We start from the raw sequence: 20,037 nt of genomic DNA, 5'->3' as shown, positions 1-20,037 counted from the left end.
GGTGCGTCTGTTTCACTTTGTCATGGCTGTCCTGGCGATTCCGGCGATGGCCGCCATCGTTATCGCCGGCGGACGCGCCTTGCATCGCGACGAGAGCGTCGTCACCGTCGACCAAATTCAGGATGTCGACGTGGAGCCGGATGCGCCGGCCATTTCAGCCGTTCCCGATCCCCAGCCCGTGATCCATTCCAGGGCGATCGACCCCGAGGCCGTCGCGCCGCCGCCATTGCGTGCAGAGGAGCTCGTCAGGGTCGAGCCGCGCGCACCGCTGAGCGACCTGGCCTTGGCCGGACCGCCAAAGCCGAAAATGTCCGACGACTGGAACGGGACAAAGCTGTTCCAGCCGGTCGCGGCCGCCGCCGGCTTGATCGAGGCGAAGGGCTATTCGGTCGCGATTTCCGGCATCGACATTGTCAAGCAGGACGAGACGTGCACCGACGAGGGCAAATCCTGGGCCTGCGGCGTCCGCGCGCGGACGGCATTCCGCGCCTTTCTGCGCGGCAGGGCAGTGGTCTGCGCGGTGCCGCCGGAAGGCGGCCGCGATCTGATCGCCGCCGAGTGCCGCATCGGCAAGCAGGATGTCGGCCAATGGCTGGCCGAAAACGGCTGGGCCCGCGCGGTGGCGGGCGGCCCCTATGTCGAAGCAGGCGACAAGGCGCGCGCGGCAAAAAAGGGCGTCTTCGGCGCCGCCCCCAATCTGTCGGGCCTGGCTCCGGCACCTTCTGTCGTGATCGCACCGACAGAGGCGCAACCGATCCTCGATCCGTCGGCGACGACCGCTACGCCGCCAGTTGACCAGCCAGCGCCCGCTCAATGAGCGCGCGCGTCTCGGCAATGCCGTAGAGCGCGGCGAACGATCCGAAGCGCGGTCCGCGCTCCTGCCCGATCAGCACCTGGTAGATCATCTGGAAGAAAGCGCCCGATACGCCGGGGCCGCCATCGGGGCTCTTTTTGCTATGGTCCTGATAACGCTCGATCTTGCGCGCAACGTTGAGCGAGGCGTTCTGGATCGCCTCGCCGTCGGCGGCCGGCGGCAGTGCTGCGAGCGCCGTTGAGAGGTTCGTCAGTGCCTCGCGCTCGACATCGTCGGCAGCGCGGTACACCTTGGCCGGTTTCACGAAATCGTCGAAATAGCGGATCGCGTAGCCCGTCAGCCTGTCGAGCTCGGGATGCGTCTGCGGGGTCACGCCCGGCGCATGGCGCGAGATGAACCCCCACAACACGTCCTTGTTCTGGGCGTTGGAGGCGCTGACCAGATTGAGCAGCAGCGAGAACGGCACCGGCATGTCTGTCTTCGGCGGGTTGCCGTCATGCATGTGCCAGACCGGGTTGCCCAGCCGCTCCTTCCAATCCTGCCGGGGGTAAGCGGCGAGGAAGGTGTAATATTCGTCGACGGCCCGCGGGATGACGTCGAAATAGAGCTTCTTGGCCTGCCGCGGCCGCTGGTACATGTAGAGCCCGAGGCTCTCGGTCGGCGCATAGGCCAGCCACTGGTCGATGGTGATGCCGTTGCCCTTCGACTTCGAGATCTTCTGGCCGTTCTCGTCCAGGAACAGTTCGTAGACGAAATGCTCCGGCGCCCGCCCGCCCAGAATGTTGCAGATGCGGTCGTAGACCACCGCATTGGTCTGGTGGTCCTTGCCGAACATTTCGAAATCGACGCCGAGCGCTGCCCAGCGCATTCCGAAATCCGGCTTCCATTGCAGCTTCACCCTGCCGCCTGTGATCGAAAGCGTGGTCTCGGTGCCGTCATCGTCGAAGGTGATGGTGCCGGCCTTGGCGTCGACATGCTTCATGGGAACGTAGAGCACGCGGCCGCTTTTCGGCGAAATCGGCAAGAACGGGCTGTAGGTCGCCTGCCGCTCCGGCCCGAGCGTCGGCAGCATCACCGCCATGATCTGGTCGTAGCGTTCGGCAGCGCGCAGCAGCATCGCATCGAACCGGCCGGCCTTGTAGTATTGCGTCGCGCTGGCGAATTCATAGTCGAACCCGAACGTGTCGAGGAAGCGGCAAAGCATCACATTGTTGTGGTCCGCGAAGCTCGCATAGTCGCCGCCGAAAGGATTGGGCACCGACGACAGCGGCTTGTGCAGATGCGGCTCGAGTGCTGCGCGATCCGGCACGTTGTCGGGGATCTTGCGCATGCCGTCCATGTCGTCGGAGAAGCACAAGAGCTTGGTCGCCACCTTGTCCTGCGTGATCACGCGAAAGGCATGGCGCACCATCGAGGTACGCGCCACTTCGCCGAACGTGCCGATATGCGGCAGACCCGAGGGGCCGTAGCCGGTCTCGAACAGCACGGTGTCGGGAAAGTCCGTGCCCTTGTAGCGCTCGACGATCTTTTTGGCTTCCTCGAACGGCCAGGCCTTGCTTTCGGCCGCTGCCGCAAGCACTTCGGGATTGAGATCGATGATGTTTGATCCCGCCATGTCACTGTTTTCCAAATCGTTCGCCGGCGCTAGCCGGAAGGTGGAGTTCAGCCCGGTCTCTAGGCGTGCATGGCCGGAGCGTCAACGATCCCGGCGCTTTTTCCTTGCGGCACCGATGCCGCCTTCCTACCTTCGAGGCCCGTTCGAGGAGTTTTTGAATGTCGTTGCCGACACCGCATGAAGCCCTGATCTACCTGATGGTCATCACCTCGGCCTCCGATCGTGACATGACCGATGTCGAACTGGCGCGGATCGGCGATGTTGTTCGCTCCTGGCCGGTGTTCGAGGATTTCAAGCAGGACCGGCTGATTGCCATTGCACAGGACTGCCAGAAGATGCTGCAGGAAAAGGATGGGTTGGAAGGCGTTCTCGAGCGTGTTGGTGAGGCACTGCCCGAACGCTTGCGCGACACCGCCTATGCCGCTGCCTTCGAAGTTGCGGCCGTCGATCTCGAAATGCGGCTGGAGGAGGTGCGGGTGTTGCAGCTCATCCGCCGCCAGCTCGATCTCGACACGCTGACCGTCGCGGCAATAGGCCGTGCCGCCAAGGCCCGCCTGCGCACGCTTACCTAGGGCGCAGGTAACAAATGAAACGTCTCAACTATGAGGAAGGAACCTGGTTCCTCGTCCCTCTGAGAAGGGGTGGGTTTGCGATAGGTCTCGTTGGTCGAATGGCACCAAAGGGGCGGATAATGTTGGCTTACTTCTTTGGTCCGAAACTCGATTGTGCTCCGGCCCTGGACGAAGTGAGGGGGTTTCAGCCGAAAGACGCGGTCCGATGCCTGCGTTTAGGTGACCTTGGACTTGTCAACGGTGATTGGCCAATTCTCGGTCGATTGTCAGATTGGGATGGCAGCCTCTGGCCCATGCCGAAGTTTGTCAACCGAGACGCGCTTTCGAAGCGCAGTTGGGTGGTCACCTACTCCGACTCTGATCCCAGTGTGCTAGAGAAGCGGGAGCATCTTCGATCCGACCAACCGCTCGAGAATGATCTCCTGTACGGGTATGGAGCGGTTGAACTTCTACTCACAAAAGTAATCGAAACTCGCTGAAAACCGCTTGTTTCAGGTCATCAGAAAAAACTGACCGGGAAGTAGCGCAGATAAAACTCGGCGAACGTGCCCTTTATGGAAATCTCCTGCAGGGCGTAGTCCATGGCCGCGGCCAGCGCCGGATCGCCGGCCCTGGTGGCGATGGCCATGCCCGAGCCCAGATATTCGGGCGCCAGATACGGGCCGCCGGCAAAGCGGCAGCAGCCTGCGGCGTCCGAGCCGCCCAGCCAGAAGGCAAAGCGCATGCCGTCGCCGAAGGCGGCGTCGATCTTGCCGGCCTTGAGGTCGCCGTAGAGCGCCTCCGGCCCGTCGAAAGGGACGACCTGAACGTTGCCGAAATAATCGCGCAGCATGCGCTCATGCGCGGAGCCCGCGATGACGCCGACGCGCTTGGCTCGCAGCTTGTCGAAGATCGGTTCCGCAAGGGCCTTGGTCTTCGGCATGATAAAGCGCGCCGGAAACTGCAGATAGGAGCGTGAGAAGCCGTATTTCGAGCGCGATTCCGGCGTCGCGGCGATGCCGGCGATAATCGCTTCGCCTTCGCCCTTCTGCAGCGCGCCCTCAAGCTCGGCCCAGGGCAGTGCCTGGATCTGACATTTATCCGCGATGTCGAGTTCGGCGCAGATGGCTCGCGCCAGGTCGATATGGAAGCCGGACAGCCGGCCGGCGCCGTCGAGAAAGTTGAAGGGCGGAAAATCGGTGGTTGTAAGGAATCGCAGCCGCGGCAGCGCGGAAAGGTCAGGCTTCGGCAGCCGCTCCTTGGCATCCCAAAGCACCGGCACCTGCGGCTCTGCCGCGCGTGCACCGTCGGCAAGCGATTGCGCCCCGATAAATATAAATATTGATGCCAGGGCGACGGATATCGACGGAAATGTCACGATAAAACTCCACCCGGTTCTGCCTCTTTCTTGGCTTTTGGTACGAAAACGGCGCAGGCACAACGCTTTTTGATTTAAATACGCCGATTTAGGGTTATGCTTTAGTGTATTCGCAAGTAGTTGCATGGCGTCGACTGGAGGGGCAGTTGTTGGCACCACAAAAGGGGATGCAGCTTTGCAATCCGGGGTTGATGGCGAAGTGCCGTTTGGGCACGTACCATTGGTCCCAATATCGGGAGGCAACATGGGGTTGATGTTGCGATGGGCCATTTCGATCGCACACTAGAATACATAGATCAGCTGCAGCACGCCAGCACGGCGGCCGCGGTCTGCGAAACGCTGCTTGGCGTGACCACGAATTACGGCCTCACGGCGTTGATGGCCGGTACGGTTCCGCAGCCAGGTACGCCGCGTGGCCAGCAAAAGGACCATGTGCTGCTCTGCGACTGGCCTGTAGAATGGCTGGAGCGCTATGTGTCGCGCAACTATGTCGATCATGATCCCGTAGTCAGCCACATGAAACAGCTTCAGGCGCCGTTCCAGTGGCGGGAAGCGGCTCAGGGCATTCGCATCGACAAGAGCAGCGGCGAGGTTATGGGCGACGCCAGCGAATTCAAGCTGCGCGACGGTTTGGCTTTCCCTTTGATCACCCTCGACGGCCAGATCGTCATGGTATCGCTCGGCGGCGAGGCCGTCGAATTGTCGGGCGCCGAGTTCGGGTTGGTGTCGCTGGTCTCGACCTATGCCGTCGGCCGCGCCATGCAGCTACACACCATGGCGGGCAAGACTATCGATCACATCGAGTTGACGCCGCGCGAGCGCGAATGCCTGCAATGGGCAGCCGTCGGCAAGTCCGAATGGGAGATTTCACAAATCCTCGGCATCTCGGAACACACCTCCGAGAAACACCTTCTTAACGCTAAAGGCAAACTCGGCGCCGTCAACCGGGTGCAAGCGGTCGCGGAGGCGATAAGGCGGGGCTACATTAGTTAGGTCGGCCGCGCCGACCTAGAAGATCCTGCCTACGTGATCACGTAATTTTCTTGCGAAAGCACGGCCGTATTTTCCTCTTGAACCCAGGAGAAGACGGATGCTTTTTGCCCTTACCACCCAGGAATTGATGGAACGTCCCGACCTTTGGGAGGCGGTTCATCGTCTACGCTACCAGGTCTTCGTCGAGGAAATGGGATGGACCGATCTGAAGCGCCCCGACGGGCTCGAGGTCGACCAGTTCGACCACGACGAAGCGGTGCATCAGATCGTCATCCGCAATGGCGAGCTCGCCGGTTATCAAAGGATGCTGCCGACGACGCGGGCGCACCTGCTGACCGAGGTGCTGACGGATCTTTTTGAAGGAACGCCGCCTTCCGGGCCCAATGTCTACGAACTGACCCGCTATGCGGTGGCGCCCGGTTTTCGCGACGGCCGGCGCGGCGTATCGACGGTCGGCACCGAGCTGATCGCCGGCTTCGTCGAGTGGGGTCTGAAGCGCAACGTCAATCAGGTGATCATCGAATTCGAGCCGATGTGGGTCCTGCGTGCGCTGCAGCTGCATTTCCTGGCAACGCCGCTTGGCTACCAGCGCACCTATGGCAACCAGCAGGTCGTCGCCACCCTGCTCACCTTCAATCAGCACACGCTTGATGTGGTGCGTTCGCGCCGCAATCATTTCGCGCCGGTGCTGGCGAGGGGATATCCGGACAGGCTCGGCTTGAGGCAGGCATCGTGAGAGTTGAGAGTACCGTGAGAGTGGAGAGTGTAATGAGTATCCATCCCCAAACCGAGTTCCGCAACCATACGCTGATCGTCACGGTGTCTTCGGATGACGGCCGCCCGGTGCTGGACAGGCGGGCCTATGAAAGCCTGGCCAGGACCTTCCACGAAGCGGCCGACGACGACGAGGTGCGTGTCGTGGTGCTGCGCGGCCTGGCTGGCTGCTTCTGTCTTGGCGGCGACTTCTCCGAATTCCTCGATGCCACCAAGCATCAGCAGCTGATCGCCGCCGTCACCGACATGTTCCGCACGCTGGCGACGTTTCCCAAACCGATCCTTGCCTGTGTCGATGGCGATGCCGTCGGTGTCGGCTGCACGATCCTGTTCCACTGCGACATGGTGATCGCGTCGGGCAAGAGCACGTTCCGGGTGCCGTTTGTCGATTTCGGCCTGGTGCCGGACGCGGCGACCAGCATCCTGGCGCCGCAAAAGCTTGGCTACGCCGGCGCTTTCCGGTTTTTCTGTCTGGGCGACACGCTGCGCGTCGAAGATGCCAAGGCGCTCGGTCTCGTCGCCGAGATCGTGGTGGACGGCAGCGTCGAGGACGCAGCCCTTGCCAGGGCAAGGCAGCTTGCCAAGAAGCCGGTCGCCGCGCTGTTGCAGACGCGCGGCCTGCTGAGAGGTGACACAGCCGCGCTCTGCGACCGCATCGACCAGGAGATTTCGCTGTTCCAGCAGGCGCTGCAGGACGACACCACGCTGCGGCGGCTGCAGCGGATCGCTCGGCTGGTGGCATAAGAAGCCATTCCGGCGACGGAACGGTCAGGACGGAAACAGCCGTGTCCCGATAGTATCGGGACGGGCCAGGCCTAGAGCATGATCCCGAAAAGTGGAATCCGGTTTTCGGAAAAGATCATGCTCCAACAAAGAGATAGAGCCTATTTTTTCAGGAACGACGTTCCTTCGCCGACGATCTTCTTGTCTTCCTTGCCGATGACATCGAGATCGCGACCGTCATAGGGCAGTGACAACAGGATGCGGCGCATGACGGCCAGCCGCGCGCGCCGTTTGTCGTTGGCCCGCACGATGATCCAGGGCGCGAATTCCTTGTGCGTGCGTTCGACCATGAGATCGCGCGCCTTGGTGTAGTCGTCCCATTTGGTGATACCGGCAACGTCGATCGGCGAGAACTTCCAGTTCTTCAAGGGGCTCCAGCGGCGGTCGTGAAACCGTTCGAGCTGGGTTTCCCGTCCGATGTTCAGCCAGAATTTGAAGAAATGGATGCCCTCGTTGGAGATCATCCGCTCAAAATGCGGCGTCTCGTCGAGGAATGTCTCGTGCTGCTCCGGTGTGCAGAAGCCCATCACCGGCTCGACGCCGCCGCGATTGTACCAGGAGCGGTCGAAGGTGACGAACTCGCCCGCCGTCGGGAAATGCTCGACATAGCGCTGGTAATACCACTGTCCGACTTCGGTCGGCGTCGGCTTGGTCAGCGCCACATTGCGCGCGGTTCGAGGGTTCATGTACTGGCGCAGCACGAAGATGGTGCCGCCCTTGCCGGCGGCATCGCGTCCCTCGAATAGCGCCACCACCCGCTTGCCGGTCGATTGCAGCCAGGCCTGCGCCTTGACCAGCTCGATCTGCAGGAGCTCAAGCGTCTTGTCATACTCCTCGCTTTTCATCTTCTTGTCGTAGGGGAAGCCGCCGGCGGTCAGCTTGTGATCCTCGACCCAGTCCGGAAGCTCCGGATTCTCGATATCGAACTCGCGCTCCTTGCCGTCGATCGTGATCTTCAGCGGACCCGCTGCGGGTGCAGCGGCCGTTTCCTTGGTATTTTTCATCGAGACGAACCTTTTCAGCTTCCGGACTCATGCTATGGGGAGCCTCTAGGCCGGTCCAGCGGAAGTTTCCAGCCGGCCGACTGAGTGCAAGGGCACGGGGCGCAGGCGCGAATGGCCGACTTGGGCGCAGAGCAGAAAGGCACGGCGCAAGCCGTCGCTATCAGGCTGTGGAACAGCCGCTGGCTGCTTGCCGCAGGGATCGTCGCGGTCCTGGCCGTCTACGGTTTCGCCGGCATGTCCGGCTATGTCGTCCTGCTGGCATGTGCCGTGCTGCTTGCCGCTGCGATGCTGCCAACCGAGGCCTCGCGCCAGTCCGCCGAGAGCGCCGCCGCAATCGAGGCGATCGGGTTGCAGCGGCTTTCCGGCGAGTATCTCGCCGCCGCCGTTGCCGATCCGTTGATCATTTTCGACCGCACCGCCACCATCGTCCACGCCAATGCCGCCGCCTTTGCCGCCTTTGGCGGCATCGCGCCGGGCATGTCGCTGTCGCTGAAGTTCCGCGCCCCCGAAATGCAGGCCTTGCTCGACGGCGTCCTGTCGGGGAACGTCGCCTCCGATGTCGTCGACTACACCGAAAAGCTGCCGGTGGAACGGACCTATCGGGTGAGCGCGTCTTCGGTCGGCCACGCCACCGATCTCTATGTGCTGGTGTTCAAGGACCAGAGCGAGGCCCGCCGGATCGACCGCATGCGCGCCGACTTCATCGCCAATGCCAGCCATGAACTGCGCACGCCGCTGGCCTCGATCTCGGGTTTCATCGAGACGCTGCGCGGGCCGGCCCGCAACGACCCGGCGGCGCGCGAGCAGTTCCTGCAGATCATGCAGAGCCAGACCGGCCGCATGGCGCGCCTGATCGACGATTTGTTGTCGCTGTCGCGGCTGGAAATGAAGCCCTATCTGGCGCCGGGAACCGAGGTCGATCTGCGCCAGACCATCGACAGCGTCATCGATTCGCTTGGGCCTCTCGCCCGGGAGAATGGCATCGTCATCGAGCGGGCGTTTGCCGAAGGGCCGCTGGACGTGCCCGGCGACCGGGACGAGCTGTTTCAGGTCTTCGAAAACCTGCTGGAAAACGCCTGCAAATACGGACAATCGGGCGGGCGCGTCACAGTGTCGATCGCGCGCACCGATACCGGTTCCGAACCTGGCATCGATGTCACCATCACGGATTTTGGTCCCGGCATTCCCGAGGAACACATTCCACGCATCACCGAGCGCTTCTATCGTGTCGATGTCGAGAACAGCCGGACCCAGAAGGGCACCGGCCTGGGCCTGTCCATCGTCAAGCACATCCTGACACGCCACAACGCCAGGCTTTCGATCAAGTCGGAAGTCGGTAAGGGCGCGGCGTTCACCGTTCATTTGCCGGCTCGCTGACGCGATACTATGTACTAACGGTTCATTTCTTTTTTCTGTCATCCGGCTAGCGTATCAGCGGAGGATTCGAGGAAGCGACTCAAGGCCACAGATCCCGGAAAGGCATTTCGTCCATGCAGTCCGTGCATATCGTCAGCGCCTACGACGAAGAGCTGAAATACCTGTCGAAGCGCATCGCTGCGATGGGCGGGCATGCCGAACGCATGGTCGAACAGGCGATCTCGGCCCTGGTCAATGCCGATCCCGGCCTCGCCCAGAAAGTCATCCGCGACGACATCGTGCTCGATGAAGGGCAGCGCGAGATCGATGACAAGGCCATCGTCATCATCGCCAAGCGCCAGCCGATGGCAACCGACCTGCGCGAGATCGTCGGCGCGATCCGTATCTCGGCCGACCTCGAACGGGTCGGCGATCTCGGCAAGAATGTCGCCAAGCGGGTGGTCGCCGTTATCGACGGGCGCCAGCCGACCAGCCTGTTCCGCGGCCTCGAGGCGCTGGCCGACCTTGCTTTGACGCAGCTCAAGGAAGTGCTCGACGTCTATGCGTCGCGCTCGGTGGAAAAGATCGGCTTCGTGCGCGACCGTGACGACCAGATCGATGCCATGTACACCTCGCTGTTTCGCGAATTGCTGACCTACATGATGGAAGACCCGCGCAACATCACGCCGTGCACGCATCTCCTGTTTTGCGCCAAGAACATCGAGCGGATCGGCGACCATGCCACCAACATCGCCGAGACGATCTACTACATCGTCACTGGCGACCAGATGCCGGCAGAGCGGCCGAAAGGCGACAAGACCGACAAGATCGGTGCTCCCGCAACGCTACCGGGGAAGTGAACGGTCGCCACTCGAACGCTTCATCCTATTGCGCTAAACTATCCGGACGTTAAGCTTGTCGTTCTCTGGTGAAGGCCATGCTTTCAGGAGGCCGCGATGGAATATGTTCGAGAGTTTGCTCCAGCACCGCCAACGGCGGGCATCATCGCTTCCAGCGTCTATCAGGCAGGCCGGCGTGTCGCCGACATTCCCATCGAGGAAGCCGGCGAATGGGCCAAGAAGTCCGGCCACGTCGTCTGGATCGGCCTGCTCGAACCCGACCGCAACCTGTTGCTGCGCGTCCAGGCGCAATTTCATCTGCATGAACTGGCGATCGAGGATGCCGAGCATCCGCACCAGCGGCCGAAGATCGAGCAATATGGCGACGCCTTGTTCATCGTTGCCCGCACCGCCCAGCTGATCGACGGCCGCGTCACCTTCGGTGAGACGCACCTGTTCGTCGGCTCAGGCTATATCGTCAGCGTCAGGCACGGTCCGTCGACCTCCTATGCCGCCGTTCGCCAGCATTGGGAGAGCTGCCCGCATTCGCTGGCCAAGGGCGAGGATTTCGTCCTCTACGCCATTCTCGATTTCATCGTCGACAATTACATGCCCGTGCTCGAGCAGATCGAGGACGAGGTCGAGGTGATCGAGGACAGGGTTCTGCTGAAGCCGATGACCGGTCCCGACATTGAGCGGCTCTATATGCTGCGCCGCGATCTGTTGCGCCTGCGCAATGCGGCATTGCCGCTGGTGGAAGTCTGCCGCCGCTTGACCAGCGCCGACCTGCCGCAGATCCACACCGCCATGCACCCGCTGTTTCGCGACGTCACCGACCACATCCGCACCGTTCAGGAGAAGATCGACAGTTTGCGGGAGGTGCTGGCCTTCGCCTTCGAGGCCAGCCTGCTGGTCGGCCAAAGCCAGGAAACGGCGATCTCCAAGAAGCTCGCTTCATGGGCCGCCATCCTGGCGGTGCCGACCGCGTTCGCCGGCATTTACGGCATGAATTTCAACGATATGCCGGAGCTGAAGATGGAATACGGCTACCCGGTGGTGTTGGCGACAATCGCCCTGATCTGCTCGTTCCTGTACTGGCGGTTTCGCAAGAACGGCTGGCTGTGAAAGAAAGCGAGTAGGGAATGGGGAGTAGCGAATAGGAAAAAACGGAGTTGCCTTGTCGCGGAGGCTCAATCCATTTCTATTCGCTATTCGCTATTCGCTATTCGCTATTCGCTATTCGCTCAGCGGCTCCGCCGCCGTTCCGAAGCCGGCTGGAACGCCACCCGCGCATGGTACTTGCAATAGGGGCCGGTTTCGGCGGCATCGTTGCCGCAGAAGTGGAAATCCTCCGAAAGCGGATCGCCATTCGGCCATTTGCAGGTGCGCTCGGTCAGTTCGACGAGCTGCAGATGCCGCGAGATCGGCAGGACGACGTTCTCGACCGGGCGGATGTAGTGGCGCGCCACCGGTTCGGCATCGAACTGCGTCTGCAGCGCGTTTGCGCCGATCGAGGTGGTGACATGGCGCTGGGCACTTGCAGCGCGCGAAACCGATTTCTGGACGGTCGATCCCTGCACCGCCTTCTTCTGGCGCGCCGGCGTTGCGGTCGAGCGTCCGCGGCCCGACAGCTTCAGCCGGTGCACCTTGCCGATGACCGCGTTACGGCTGACCCCACCAAGCTGTGCGGCAATCTGGCTGGCGCTCAGACCCTCCGACCACAATTTCCTGAGAAGTTCGACCCGCTCGTCAGTCCAGTTCATGAGACCGCGCTCCTGCTAAGCGTGCGGCAATCGGAATCCATTCCCGACCCGGCAACCTTTGCCGGGGCAGACACCACATATATTAGGTGATTAGGTCCGCCGCACGAAATCTAGTTATTTCCCGACTACAATTACCTCATGTGTTGACTCGGTGACAAGAGTCCCAAGGGCAACACGAATCGGTTTTTTAGGTTTTCCCCAACTTGCCCGGTCGCTTATGAGCCGGCATCTCGTCGGGGGGCTTGCCGCGCGCCTTTGCACGACGTTTTCGTTGACTTCATGGCCGAAAAACACGATAAGCCGCAAAGGCCGCCGCTTGGGCGGCTTTTTTGATTTTCCGGTTCCGGAGACGCATATAATGAGCGGTTCGGCGCTTTTCGAGACCTTTGCTCGCGCACCCCTGGCTTTCGACCATGGGGAAGGCACATGGCTGGTCACTGACAAGGGCGAGCGATATCTCGATTTTGCCGGCGGTATCGCCGTGAATTCGCTCGGCCACAGCCATCCGCACCTGGTCGCCGCGCTCACCGAGCAAGCAGCCAAGCTCTGGCATGTCTCCAACCTCTACGAGATTCCGGCGCAGAGTCGGCTTGGCGAGCGACTGGCCGACGCCACTTTCGCCGACAAGGTGTTCTTCACCAATTCCGGCGCCGAGGCGCTGGAATGCGCCATCAAGACGGCGCGGCGCTATCAATTCGTCAACGGCCATCCCGAGCGCTTTCGCGTCATTACCTTCGAAGGCGCCTTCCATGGCCGCACCCTGGCGACCATCGCCGCCGGCGGCCAGTATAAATATCTGGAAGGCTTTGGGCCCAAGGTCGAAGGTTTCGACCAGGTCGGCTTCGACGACATCGACGCCGCCGAAAAGGCAATCACGCCGGAGACCGCCGCGATCCTGATCGAGCCGGTGCAGGGCGAGGGCGGTATCCGCCCGGTGCCGACGCAGTCGCTGAAGCGGCTGCGGCAGCTGTGCGAGCAGCACGGCCTGCTCTTGATCTTCGACGAGGTTCAGTGCGGCATCGGCCGCACCGGAAAGCTGTTCGCCCATGAATGGGCGGGCGTCACTCCCGACCTGATGGCGATTGCCAAGGGCATTGGCGGCGGCTTCCCGATGGGCGCTTGCCTTGCGACTAACGAGGCCGCGGTCGGCATGACCGCTGGCGTGCACGGAACCACCTTCGGCGGCAATCCGCTGGCCATGGCGGTCGGCAACGCCGTGCTCGACGTGGTGCTGGAAGACGGCTTCCTCGAGGACGTCCAGCGCAAGGCGCTGCTGATGAAGCAGGGGCTGGCGAGTGTCGCCGACGAATTCCCCGATGTCATCGAAGGCATCAGGGGCACCGGGCTGATGCTCGGCCTCAAATGCGCGATGCCCAACACCAAGGTCAACATGGCCTTGCGCGACCAGCATCTGCTGGCGGTGCCCGCCGGCGACAACGTCATTCGCCTGCTGCCGCCGCTTACCGTCACCGACGCCGAGATCCACGAGGCGCTCGACCGCATCCGCGCCGGTGCCCGGGGCCTGGCCGACGCCATCGCCGCGGCTGCCGCGAAGTAATCCCGGAACCATTCCTGATGTCACTTCGCCATTTCACCGATCTTTCCGCCGTTTCCGAAGGCGATCTGCGCTTCATGCTGGACGACGCGGTGCTGCGAAAGGCCAGGCTCAAGGCCGGCGAGCGGACAAAGCCGCTCGAAGGCAAGGTGCTGGCGATGATCTTCGACAAGCCGTCGACGCGCACGCGTGTGTCGTTTGACGTCGGCATGCGCCAGCTTGGCGGCGAGACCATCATGCTGACCGGCACCGAGATGCAACTAGGCCGCTCCGAAACCATCGCCGACACCGCCAAGGTGCTGTCGCGCTATGTCGATGCGATCATGATCCGCACCACCTCGCATGAGCGGCTGCTTGAATTGACCGAGAACGCAACGATCCCCGTCATCAACGGGCTGACCGACGACACCCACCCTTGCCAGCTGATGGCCGACATCATGACCTTCGAGGAGCATCGTGGTCCGGTGGCCGGCAAGACCATCGCCTGGACCGGCGACGGCAACAATGTGCTGCATTCGCTGCTCGAGGCCTCGGCGCGGTTCCAGTTCAACCTGAATGTCGCCGTGCCCGAGGGCAGCGAGCCGGCGCAGAAACATATCGACTGGTCGAAGGCGCATGGCGGCAAGCTGAGCTTCACCCGCTCGCCCGAGGAAGCCGTGCATGAGGCCGATTGCATCGTCACCGACTGCTGGGTGTCGATGGGTCAGGAACATCGCGCCCGCGGTCACAATGTGTTCTCGCCCTATCAGGTCAATGCAGCCCTGATGGCGAAGGCCAAGCCGGACGCCCTGTTCATGCACTGCTTGCCGGCGCATCGCGGCGAGGAGGTGACCGACGAGGTCATCGACGGACCGCATTCGGTGGTCTTCGACGAGGCCGAGAACCGGCTTCACGCCCAGAAGGCCGTGCTCGCCTGGTGCTTGGGCGCTTGATGTGTCTGGGCGCTTGATCTGGGGCGGCGCGATGCCTATCTGCGCCGCATCACGCAAATCAAGCGCGTTTGGACGCATGCACCCCAGGGGGCGGCATGGCCGCGCCCTGGAGCTTTGTCATGTTGGAAACGCATCAAGTGACTGAACATCACCCCAAACTCGGCGAATTCGGCTATGCCGGCGACGATCACGTCGTGCCCTTCGAGGTCGGCCCGCTCGACGTGCGCGGCCGCACGGTCCAGCTCGGGCCGATGCTCGACGCCATCCTCAGCCGCCACGACTATCCCGAGCCGGTCGCCCGGCTGCTGGCGGAAGCCTGTGTGCTGACGGTGTTGCTTGGCACCTCGCTCAAGTTCGAGGGCAAGTTTATCCTGCAGACCCGCACCGACGGGCCGGTCGACATGCTGGTCGCGGATTTCTCCACGCCATCGGCCTTGCGGGCCTATGCGCGCTTCGATGCCGACCGGCTGGAAGCCTTGATCGCTACCGGCGAAACGTCGCAGCAGACGTTGCTCGGCAGCGGCGTTTTGGCGCTGACCATCGACCAGGGCGCCCACACGCAGCGCTACCAGGGCATCGTCCAGCTCGACGGCGAAACGCTGGAAGATGCGGCACGCACCTATTTCCGCCAGTCGGAGCAGATCCCGACCGATCTCAGGCTGTCGGTGGCCAAGCTGCTGACGCCAGGTCCTCGTGGCGCCCGTGAGCAGTGGCGCGCCGGTGGCATCCTGGCGCAGTTCCTGCCGCAATCGCCCGAACGCATGCGCGTGCCTGACATTTCGGGCGGCGACGGCGATCCGCGCGACGTGACGCATGAACCGGCCGACAATTCCTGGCAGGAACTGGTGGCGCTGCTCGGCACCATCGAGCCGACCGAACTGATCGACCCGACGATCGGCGCCGAGCGGCTGCTCTACCGGCTGTTCCATGAGCACGGCGTGCGCGTCTTCGGCGGCGTTCCAGTCGCCGACCAGTGCTCATGCTCCAGGGACAAGATCCGCGGCATCCTCGAGGGCTTTTCGGCGCAGGAGATCAAGGACAGCACCGAGGACGGTGGCATCCACGTCGCCTGCGAGTTCTGCTCGAAGCAGTATGACTTCGATCCGGCGGAGTTTGCGGCTCAGTAACCTCTCTTCCTTCTCCCCGTTCTACGGGGAGAAGGTGCCCGAAGGGCGGATGAGGGGCAGCGCGACCGTCGGCAAATGGCAGCGGCAATACACTCAGACGCGCTTGTACATGGAAGATAATCTCAGGGACCGGCGCCGCCCCTCATTGCCCTGCCGGGCATTTCTCCCCGTATAGAGACGGGGAGAAAGACGCTAGTTCACCGTCCGCCGTGTCCCTGGCAGATCCAGCGAAAACGCCGGGATGGCGATGTCGAACGTCTCGCCCCGCTTGTTGCGCATGGTGTAGTGGCCGACCATGATGCCGGACGGCGTCGAGAGCGGGCAGCCGGACGTGTATTGATAGCTGTCGCCGGGGTTGAGTTCGGGCTGGTCGCCGACAACGCCGGCACCGCGCACTTCCTCGACCCGGCCGGTGCCGTCGGTGATGTGCCAATAGCGCGACAAAAGCTGCACGAAATCGTCCGACTGGTTGTCGATGGTTATCTGATAGCCCCAGACATAGCGGTTCTCGGAGGGATCCGAGCGATCCTCCAGATAGAACGGCCTGACCTGCACTTCGATGTTGCGCGTAACGGCGCGGTACATGGGCTACTCCAAGGCAATGTGAGCGGAACTGTCGGCGCTCTCCCCGGCCCGGTCAACGACCTCAAGCGCAGGTGCCGACAAACAATGTCATTTAAGTGACACATGACAATGATGGTGTGTCCGGACTGTGCCGGGCGACTCAAGCGCTCTGTCGAACCGTTCAAAAATGGCTATTTGCGGCCGGCTTTTCCCGGAGTGACCAGATCTCGATGGAACTGACAGTCATAGCCGCAGCCCTGCTTTCGATAGCCCTGCTTCTTTCAAATCTCGCCGGCATCCTGCTCGCTTCATTCATGCTGAGACGGCGGCGCTCCATCGCGCCGCCCGCCGGCAAGGCGCCGGGGGTGTCGATCGTGGTCCCGGCGCGTGGCGTCGAGCCATTTACCGAGGAGACCCTGGCACGCGCCTTCTCGCTCGACTGGCCGCGCTATGAGCTGCTCTTCTGCGTCGCCCACGCCGACGATCCGGTGGTCAAGATGATAAACAGGGCGATTGCCCGGGTTCCCGAGATACCGGCCCGGCTGCTGTTTGGCGATGACCGCATCAGCGGCAATCCGAAGCTCAACAATTGCGTCAAGGGTTGGGAAGCGGCCCGCCACCAATGGGTCATCCTTGCAGATTCCAACGTGCTGATGCCCATGGACTATGTCCAGCATCTGCTGGCGGCATGGCGCGACGACACCGGCCTCGTCTGCTCGACGCCGATCGGCTCGCGGCCGGCCGGGTTCTGGGCGGAGGTCGAATGCGCGTTCCTCAACACGCTGCAGGCGCGCTGGCAATATACCGGCGACGCGCTTGGCCTCGGCTTTGCCCAGGGCAAGAGCATGCTGTGGAACAAGCCGATGCTCGATGCCAATGGCGGCATCCGCGCACTGGCCGCCGAGATCGCCGAGGACGCCGCCGCGACCAAGCTGGTCAATGGGCTCGGGCTGCGCGTCAATCTTGTCGCCTCGCCCTTCGAGCAGCCGCTTGGCCAACGTAGTTTCGACGAAATCTGGTCGCGCCAGGCGCGTTGGGCGCGCTTGCGCCGCGTCACCTTCCCGCAGTTCTTCGCGCCCGAGATATTCACTGGCGTGGCGGTGCCACTGGTGCTGGCGCTGTTGGCGGCGGCGGGCGCCGGCTTCAGCCTGCCGGCAACCGCGCTCGCCGTGCTCGCACTCGCCTACCTGCCGGAATGCGCCCTGGCCTGGGGCAAGGGCTGGTACCTGTCGCCGCGCATGATCCCGGCGCTGATGGCGCGCGACGTGATGCTGCCCGCCCTCTGGGTGCGCGGCTGGCTCGGCGGCGCCGTCGACTGGCGCGGCAACGCGATGACCATCGGCACCAAGGCAGCCGAACTGGAAGAGACGCCGTCGGGCGCCTGAGCGCCCGCGCCTTGTCGTATCGGGCGAAGCCTATTTTGCCGACTTCAGCGCCTGCTCGATATCTGCGAGCAGATCGTCCGCATCCTCGAGGCCGACGGAGAGCCTCAGCGTTCCCGGCCCGATGCCGAGTTCGGCGCGCGCCTCGTCGCTCAGATTCTTGTGAGTCGTCGTCGCCGGATGGGTGATCAGGCTCTTGGCATCGCCGAGATTGTTGGAGATCAGCACGATGTCGAGCGCGTTCTGCAAGGCGAAGGCCGCCTGCTTGCCGCCCTTGACGTCGAGGCAGATCAGCGTCGAGCCACCCGACATCTGCTTCTTGACGACCGCCGCCTGCGGGTGGTCGGCGCGGCCCGGATAGATGACGCGGGCGATTTCCGGCCGCCCGGCCAGGAAATCGGCGATCTTGCCGGCGCTTTCGGTCTGCTGGCGCACGCGCAGTGGCAGCGTCTCCAGGCCCTTCAGCAGCGTCCAGGCGTTGAACGGCGACAGGCTGGGGCCGGTGTGGCGGAAATAGTCGTGCAGGTTCTCGTCGATCCACTTCTTGTCCGACAGGATGACGCCGCCGAGACAGCGTCCCTGGCCGTCAATATGCTTGGTCGCCGAATAGACGACGATGTGGGCGCCGAGCTGCAAAGGCTTCTGCTGCAAGGGGGTGGCAAAGACGTTGTCGACGATCAGCCGCGCGCCGATCGAATTGGCGAGCGCAGCAACTGCGGCGATGTCGATCACTTCCAGTGTCGGGTTGGTCGGGCTTTCCAGGAAGAACAGTTTTGTGTTCGGCCTCACCGCCTTTTCCCAATTGGCGATGTCGGTGCCGTCGACCAGCGTTGCCTCGATGCCGTATTTCGGCGCCAGCGTCTCGATCACCCAGCGGCAGGAACCGAACAGCGCGCGCGCCGCCACGATGTGGTCGCCGGCCTTGGCGCTGCACAGAAGGGCTGCGGTCACCGCCGCCATGCCGGACGCGGTGGCGCGCGCGTCTTCCGCGCCTTCAAGCGCGCACATGCGCTTTTCGAACATGTCGACGGTCGGATTGGCGTAGCGCGAATAGATGAAACCCGGCTCTTCGCCCTTGAAGCGCGCTTCGGCTGCCTGCGCCGTCTCATAGACATAGCCCTGGGTGAGGTACATCGCCTCCGACGTTTCGCCGAATTGGGAACGCAAGGTCCCTGCATGCACGAGTGCTGTCTGAGGCTTCCAGTTACGCTTCTTGGTGCTCATCGCTTTTGTTCCAGACACAAAAAAACCGGCCGCGAAAGTCGCAACCGGTCCATACGGCCTTGCGGCCCGACGGTCCTTTAGCGACTTGTTTAACGTGGCTGCAAGCCGACCGGCCAAATCACCACGGGATAACGACCCTTTAGACCTGCACCGCGCTTGCGTCAATTCCCGGCTTGATTAAGAGGTTTGTACCAAGCAGGTTCCGCAAAAGTGTTACACGGTTTTGCGGCAAGAACCTGCGACAAAAAAAGAGTCGCGGCCTTCAAGCGGAGCCAGCTTTGCGGCAGACCGGCATTCTTCCCGATCAGGATATTTCCGCGTTGTTCCAGTCGGGCGCGCTGAAGTCGCCGCGTGCGCTCGATGCCGACCAGATCCAGCCGGCCAGCCTCGATCTCAGGCTCGGCGCCAAAGCGTGGCGGGTGCGCGCTTCCTTTTTGCCCGGGCCGGGCCACAAGGTCGCCGAAAAGCTCGATCGGCTGAAACTGCACGAAATCGATCTCGCCGAAGGCGCGGTGCTTGAAACCGGCTGCGTCTACATCGTGCCGCTGCTCGAAGGCCTGGCGCTGCCTGCCGACATTTCCGCATCGGCCAACCCGAAGAGTTCGACCGGACGGCTCGACATCTTCACCCGGGTGATGACCGATCGCGGCCACGAGTTCGACAAGATCGCCGCCGGCTATGACGGTCCGCTCTACCTGGAGGTCAGCCCGCGCACCTTCCCGATCGTCGTGCGCACCGGCTCGCGGCTGTCGCAGATCCGCTTCCGCACCGGCAATGCGCTCTTGTCGGAGGCAGAACTGAGCGAACTCCACCGCGCCGAGATGCTGGTGGCCACCGAGCCGCCCAACATTTCCGGCGGCGGCATCGCGCTGTCGATCGATCTCGACGGCGACAAGGATGGGCTGGTCGGCTATCGCGGCAAGCATCACACAGGCCTTGTCGATGTCGACAAGCGTGCCGCCCAGGATGTCGTCGACTTCTGGGAGCCGCTCTATAAGCGCGGCGCTGGCGAACTGGTGCTCGATCCCGACGAGTTCTACATACTGGTGTCGCGCGAGGCGGTGCATGTGCCGCCGCTCTACGCCGCCGAGATGACGCCCTTCGATCCGCTGGTCGGCGAATTCCGCGTTCACTATGCCGGCTTCTTCGATCCGGGTTTTGGCCATTCGGCATCAGGCGGCACCGGCAGCCGGGCGGTGCTCGAAGTGCGCAGCCACGAAGTGCCGTTTATCCTCGACCATGGCCAGATCGTCGGGCGGCTGGTCTACGAGCACATGCTGAAGCGGCCGCAGGCGCTCTACGGCACCGATCTCGGCTCCAACTACCAGGCGCAAGGCCTGAAGCTGTCCAAGCATTTCCGCGCCGCGCGCTGATCTTCCTTGT

20 protein-coding genes and 1 riboswitch are annotated in these 20,037 nt (G+C 62.8%); of the genes, 14 read left to right on the top strand and 6 right to left on the bottom strand.

The window, feature by feature from the left end; all coding sequences use genetic code 11:
* The first annotated feature begins 1 nt into the window (after position 1).
* Positions 2–817 (top strand): thermonuclease family protein, encoded by an 816-nt coding sequence (locus tag AC1DXN_RS08535; RefSeq protein ID WP_477275929.1) that lies wholly within the window; start codon positions 2–4, stop codon positions 815–817.
* On the opposite strand, the gene AC1DXN_RS08530 is transcribed toward AC1DXN_RS08535, so the two are convergent.
* The gene (locus AC1DXN_RS08530) at positions 780–2,429 is read right to left on the bottom strand and encodes a lysine--tRNA ligase (protein ID WP_477275444.1); all 1,650 of its coding nucleotides are present in this window, start codon (positions 2,427–2,429) and stop codon (positions 780–782) included. The genes AC1DXN_RS08535 and AC1DXN_RS08530 overlap by 38 nt on opposite strands.
* 158 nt (positions 2,430–2,587) lie before the next feature.
* Between AC1DXN_RS08530 and AC1DXN_RS08525 the strand changes: the two genes are divergently transcribed.
* Positions 2,588–3,001 carry a tellurite resistance TerB family protein gene (locus AC1DXN_RS08525; protein ID WP_477241727.1) on the top strand — a complete coding sequence of 138 codons (414 nt, stop codon included), beginning with the start codon at positions 2,588–2,590 and terminating at the stop codon, positions 2,999–3,001.
* 14 nt (positions 3,002–3,015) lie between these two features.
* Positions 3,016–3,480, top strand: a complete 465-nt coding sequence (locus AC1DXN_RS08520; protein WP_477275442.1) for an Imm26 family immunity protein — start codon at positions 3,016–3,018, stop codon at positions 3,478–3,480.
* Positions 3,481–3,500: 20 nt separating this feature from the next.
* Here AC1DXN_RS08520 and AC1DXN_RS08515 read toward each other — a convergent pair whose 3' ends face one another.
* Complete coding sequence (locus tag AC1DXN_RS08515) at positions 3,501–4,322, bottom strand: transporter substrate-binding domain-containing protein (RefSeq protein ID WP_477275927.1); 822 nt, start codon at positions 4,320–4,322, stop codon at positions 3,501–3,503.
* 297 nt (positions 4,323–4,619) lie between these two features.
* Between AC1DXN_RS08515 and AC1DXN_RS08510 the strand changes: the two genes are divergently transcribed.
* The 3 genes from AC1DXN_RS08510 to AC1DXN_RS08500 all read left to right on the top strand — a co-directional run bounded on the left by AC1DXN_RS08510 (position 4,620) and on the right by AC1DXN_RS08500 (position 6,869).
* Positions 4,620–5,351, top strand: a complete 732-nt coding sequence (locus AC1DXN_RS08510; protein ID WP_477275440.1) for a helix-turn-helix transcriptional regulator — start codon at positions 4,620–4,622, stop codon at positions 5,349–5,351.
* Positions 5,352–5,448: 97 nt separating this feature from the next.
* Entirely contained in the window at positions 5,449–6,087 is a 639-nt protein-coding gene (locus AC1DXN_RS08505) for an acyl-homoserine-lactone synthase (protein WP_477241731.1), read from the top strand.
* Between the two features lie 32 nt (positions 6,088–6,119).
* A complete protein-coding gene (locus tag AC1DXN_RS08500; protein ID WP_477275438.1) occupies positions 6,120–6,869 on the top strand; it encodes an enoyl-CoA hydratase-related protein in 750 nt (249 codons plus the stop codon).
* Positions 6,870–7,009: 140 nt separating this feature from the next.
* Here the strand turns inward: AC1DXN_RS08500 and ppk2 are convergent, their stop codons facing one another.
* Entirely contained in the window at positions 7,010–7,912 is a 903-nt protein-coding gene (gene ppk2, locus AC1DXN_RS08495; RefSeq protein WP_477275436.1) for a polyphosphate kinase 2, read from the bottom strand.
* Positions 7,913–8,023: 111 nt separating this feature from the next.
* Here ppk2 and AC1DXN_RS08490 point away from each other — a divergent pair, with 111 nt between their 5' ends.
* From AC1DXN_RS08490 to AC1DXN_RS08480, 3 genes are all read left to right on the top strand, one after another.
* Positions 8,024–9,289 carry an ATP-binding protein gene (locus AC1DXN_RS08490; RefSeq protein WP_477241737.1) on the top strand — a complete coding sequence of 422 codons (1,266 nt, stop codon included), beginning with the start codon at positions 8,024–8,026 and terminating at the stop codon, positions 9,287–9,289.
* 113 nt (positions 9,290–9,402) lie between these two features.
* Positions 9,403–10,128 (top strand): phosphate signaling complex protein PhoU, encoded by a 726-nt coding sequence (gene phoU, locus AC1DXN_RS08485; RefSeq protein ID WP_477241739.1) that lies wholly within the window; start codon positions 9,403–9,405, stop codon positions 10,126–10,128.
* Between the two features lie 96 nt (positions 10,129–10,224).
* A complete protein-coding gene (locus AC1DXN_RS08480; protein ID WP_477241742.1) occupies positions 10,225–11,232 on the top strand; it encodes a magnesium and cobalt transport protein CorA in 1,008 nt (335 codons plus the stop codon).
* A 119-nt stretch (positions 11,233–11,351) separates the two neighbouring features.
* Here the strand turns inward: AC1DXN_RS08480 and AC1DXN_RS08475 are convergent, their stop codons facing one another.
* Positions 11,352–11,870: a GcrA family cell cycle regulator gene (locus tag AC1DXN_RS08475; protein WP_477241744.1), complete on the bottom strand. Its 519-nt coding sequence runs from the start codon at positions 11,868–11,870 to the stop codon at positions 11,352–11,354.
* 358 nt (positions 11,871–12,228) lie between these two features.
* Here AC1DXN_RS08475 and AC1DXN_RS08470 point away from each other — a divergent pair, with 358 nt between their 5' ends.
* The 3 genes from AC1DXN_RS08470 (at position 12,229) to AC1DXN_RS08460 (ending at position 15,484) form a co-directional block, all read left to right on the top strand.
* Positions 12,229–13,428, top strand: a complete 1,200-nt coding sequence (locus tag AC1DXN_RS08470; protein ID WP_477241746.1) for an acetylornithine transaminase — start codon at positions 12,229–12,231, stop codon at positions 13,426–13,428.
* Positions 13,429–13,445: 17 nt separating this feature from the next.
* The gene (gene argF / locus AC1DXN_RS08465) at positions 13,446–14,357 is read left to right on the top strand and encodes an ornithine carbamoyltransferase (RefSeq protein WP_477241748.1); all 912 of its coding nucleotides are present in this window, start codon (positions 13,446–13,448) and stop codon (positions 14,355–14,357) included.
* Between the two features lie 95 nt (positions 14,358–14,452).
* Positions 14,453–15,484: an Hsp33 family molecular chaperone gene (locus AC1DXN_RS08460; RefSeq protein ID WP_477241750.1), complete on the top strand. Its 1,032-nt coding sequence runs from the start codon at positions 14,453–14,455 to the stop codon at positions 15,482–15,484.
* A 192-nt stretch (positions 15,485–15,676) separates the two neighbouring features.
* Here AC1DXN_RS08460 and apaG read toward each other — a convergent pair whose 3' ends face one another.
* Positions 15,677–16,069: a Co2+/Mg2+ efflux protein ApaG gene (gene apaG, locus AC1DXN_RS08455; protein WP_477241752.1), complete on the bottom strand. Its 393-nt coding sequence runs from the start codon at positions 16,067–16,069 to the stop codon at positions 15,677–15,679.
* A gap of 209 nt (positions 16,070–16,278) precedes the next feature.
* Here apaG and AC1DXN_RS08450 point away from each other — a divergent pair, with 209 nt between their 5' ends.
* Positions 16,279–17,433, top strand: coding sequence for a ceramide glucosyltransferase (locus tag AC1DXN_RS08450; protein WP_477241754.1), 1,155 nt, complete (start codon positions 16,279–16,281; stop codon positions 17,431–17,433).
* A 30-nt stretch (positions 17,434–17,463) separates the two neighbouring features.
* Here AC1DXN_RS08450 and AC1DXN_RS08445 read toward each other — a convergent pair whose 3' ends face one another.
* Positions 17,464–18,654: an O-succinylhomoserine sulfhydrylase gene (locus AC1DXN_RS08445; RefSeq protein WP_477241756.1), complete on the bottom strand. Its 1,191-nt coding sequence runs from the start codon at positions 18,652–18,654 to the stop codon at positions 17,464–17,466.
* A 57-nt stretch (positions 18,655–18,711) separates the two neighbouring features.
* Positions 18,712–18,789, bottom strand: a riboswitch (SAM riboswitch).
* Positions 18,790–18,932: 143 nt separating this feature from the next.
* Between AC1DXN_RS08445 and AC1DXN_RS08440 the strand changes: the two genes are divergently transcribed.
* Positions 18,933–20,027 (top strand): 2'-deoxycytidine 5'-triphosphate deaminase, encoded by a 1,095-nt coding sequence (locus AC1DXN_RS08440; protein WP_477241758.1) that lies wholly within the window; start codon positions 18,933–18,935, stop codon positions 20,025–20,027.
* Positions 20,028–20,037 lie beyond the last annotated feature (10 nt).

Source organism: Mesorhizobium sp. P2_H9 (assembly GCF_056403215.1).
The sequence above is the reverse complement of the archived record's forward strand: the minus strand, read 5'-3'. Positions and strand labels throughout refer to the sequence as shown.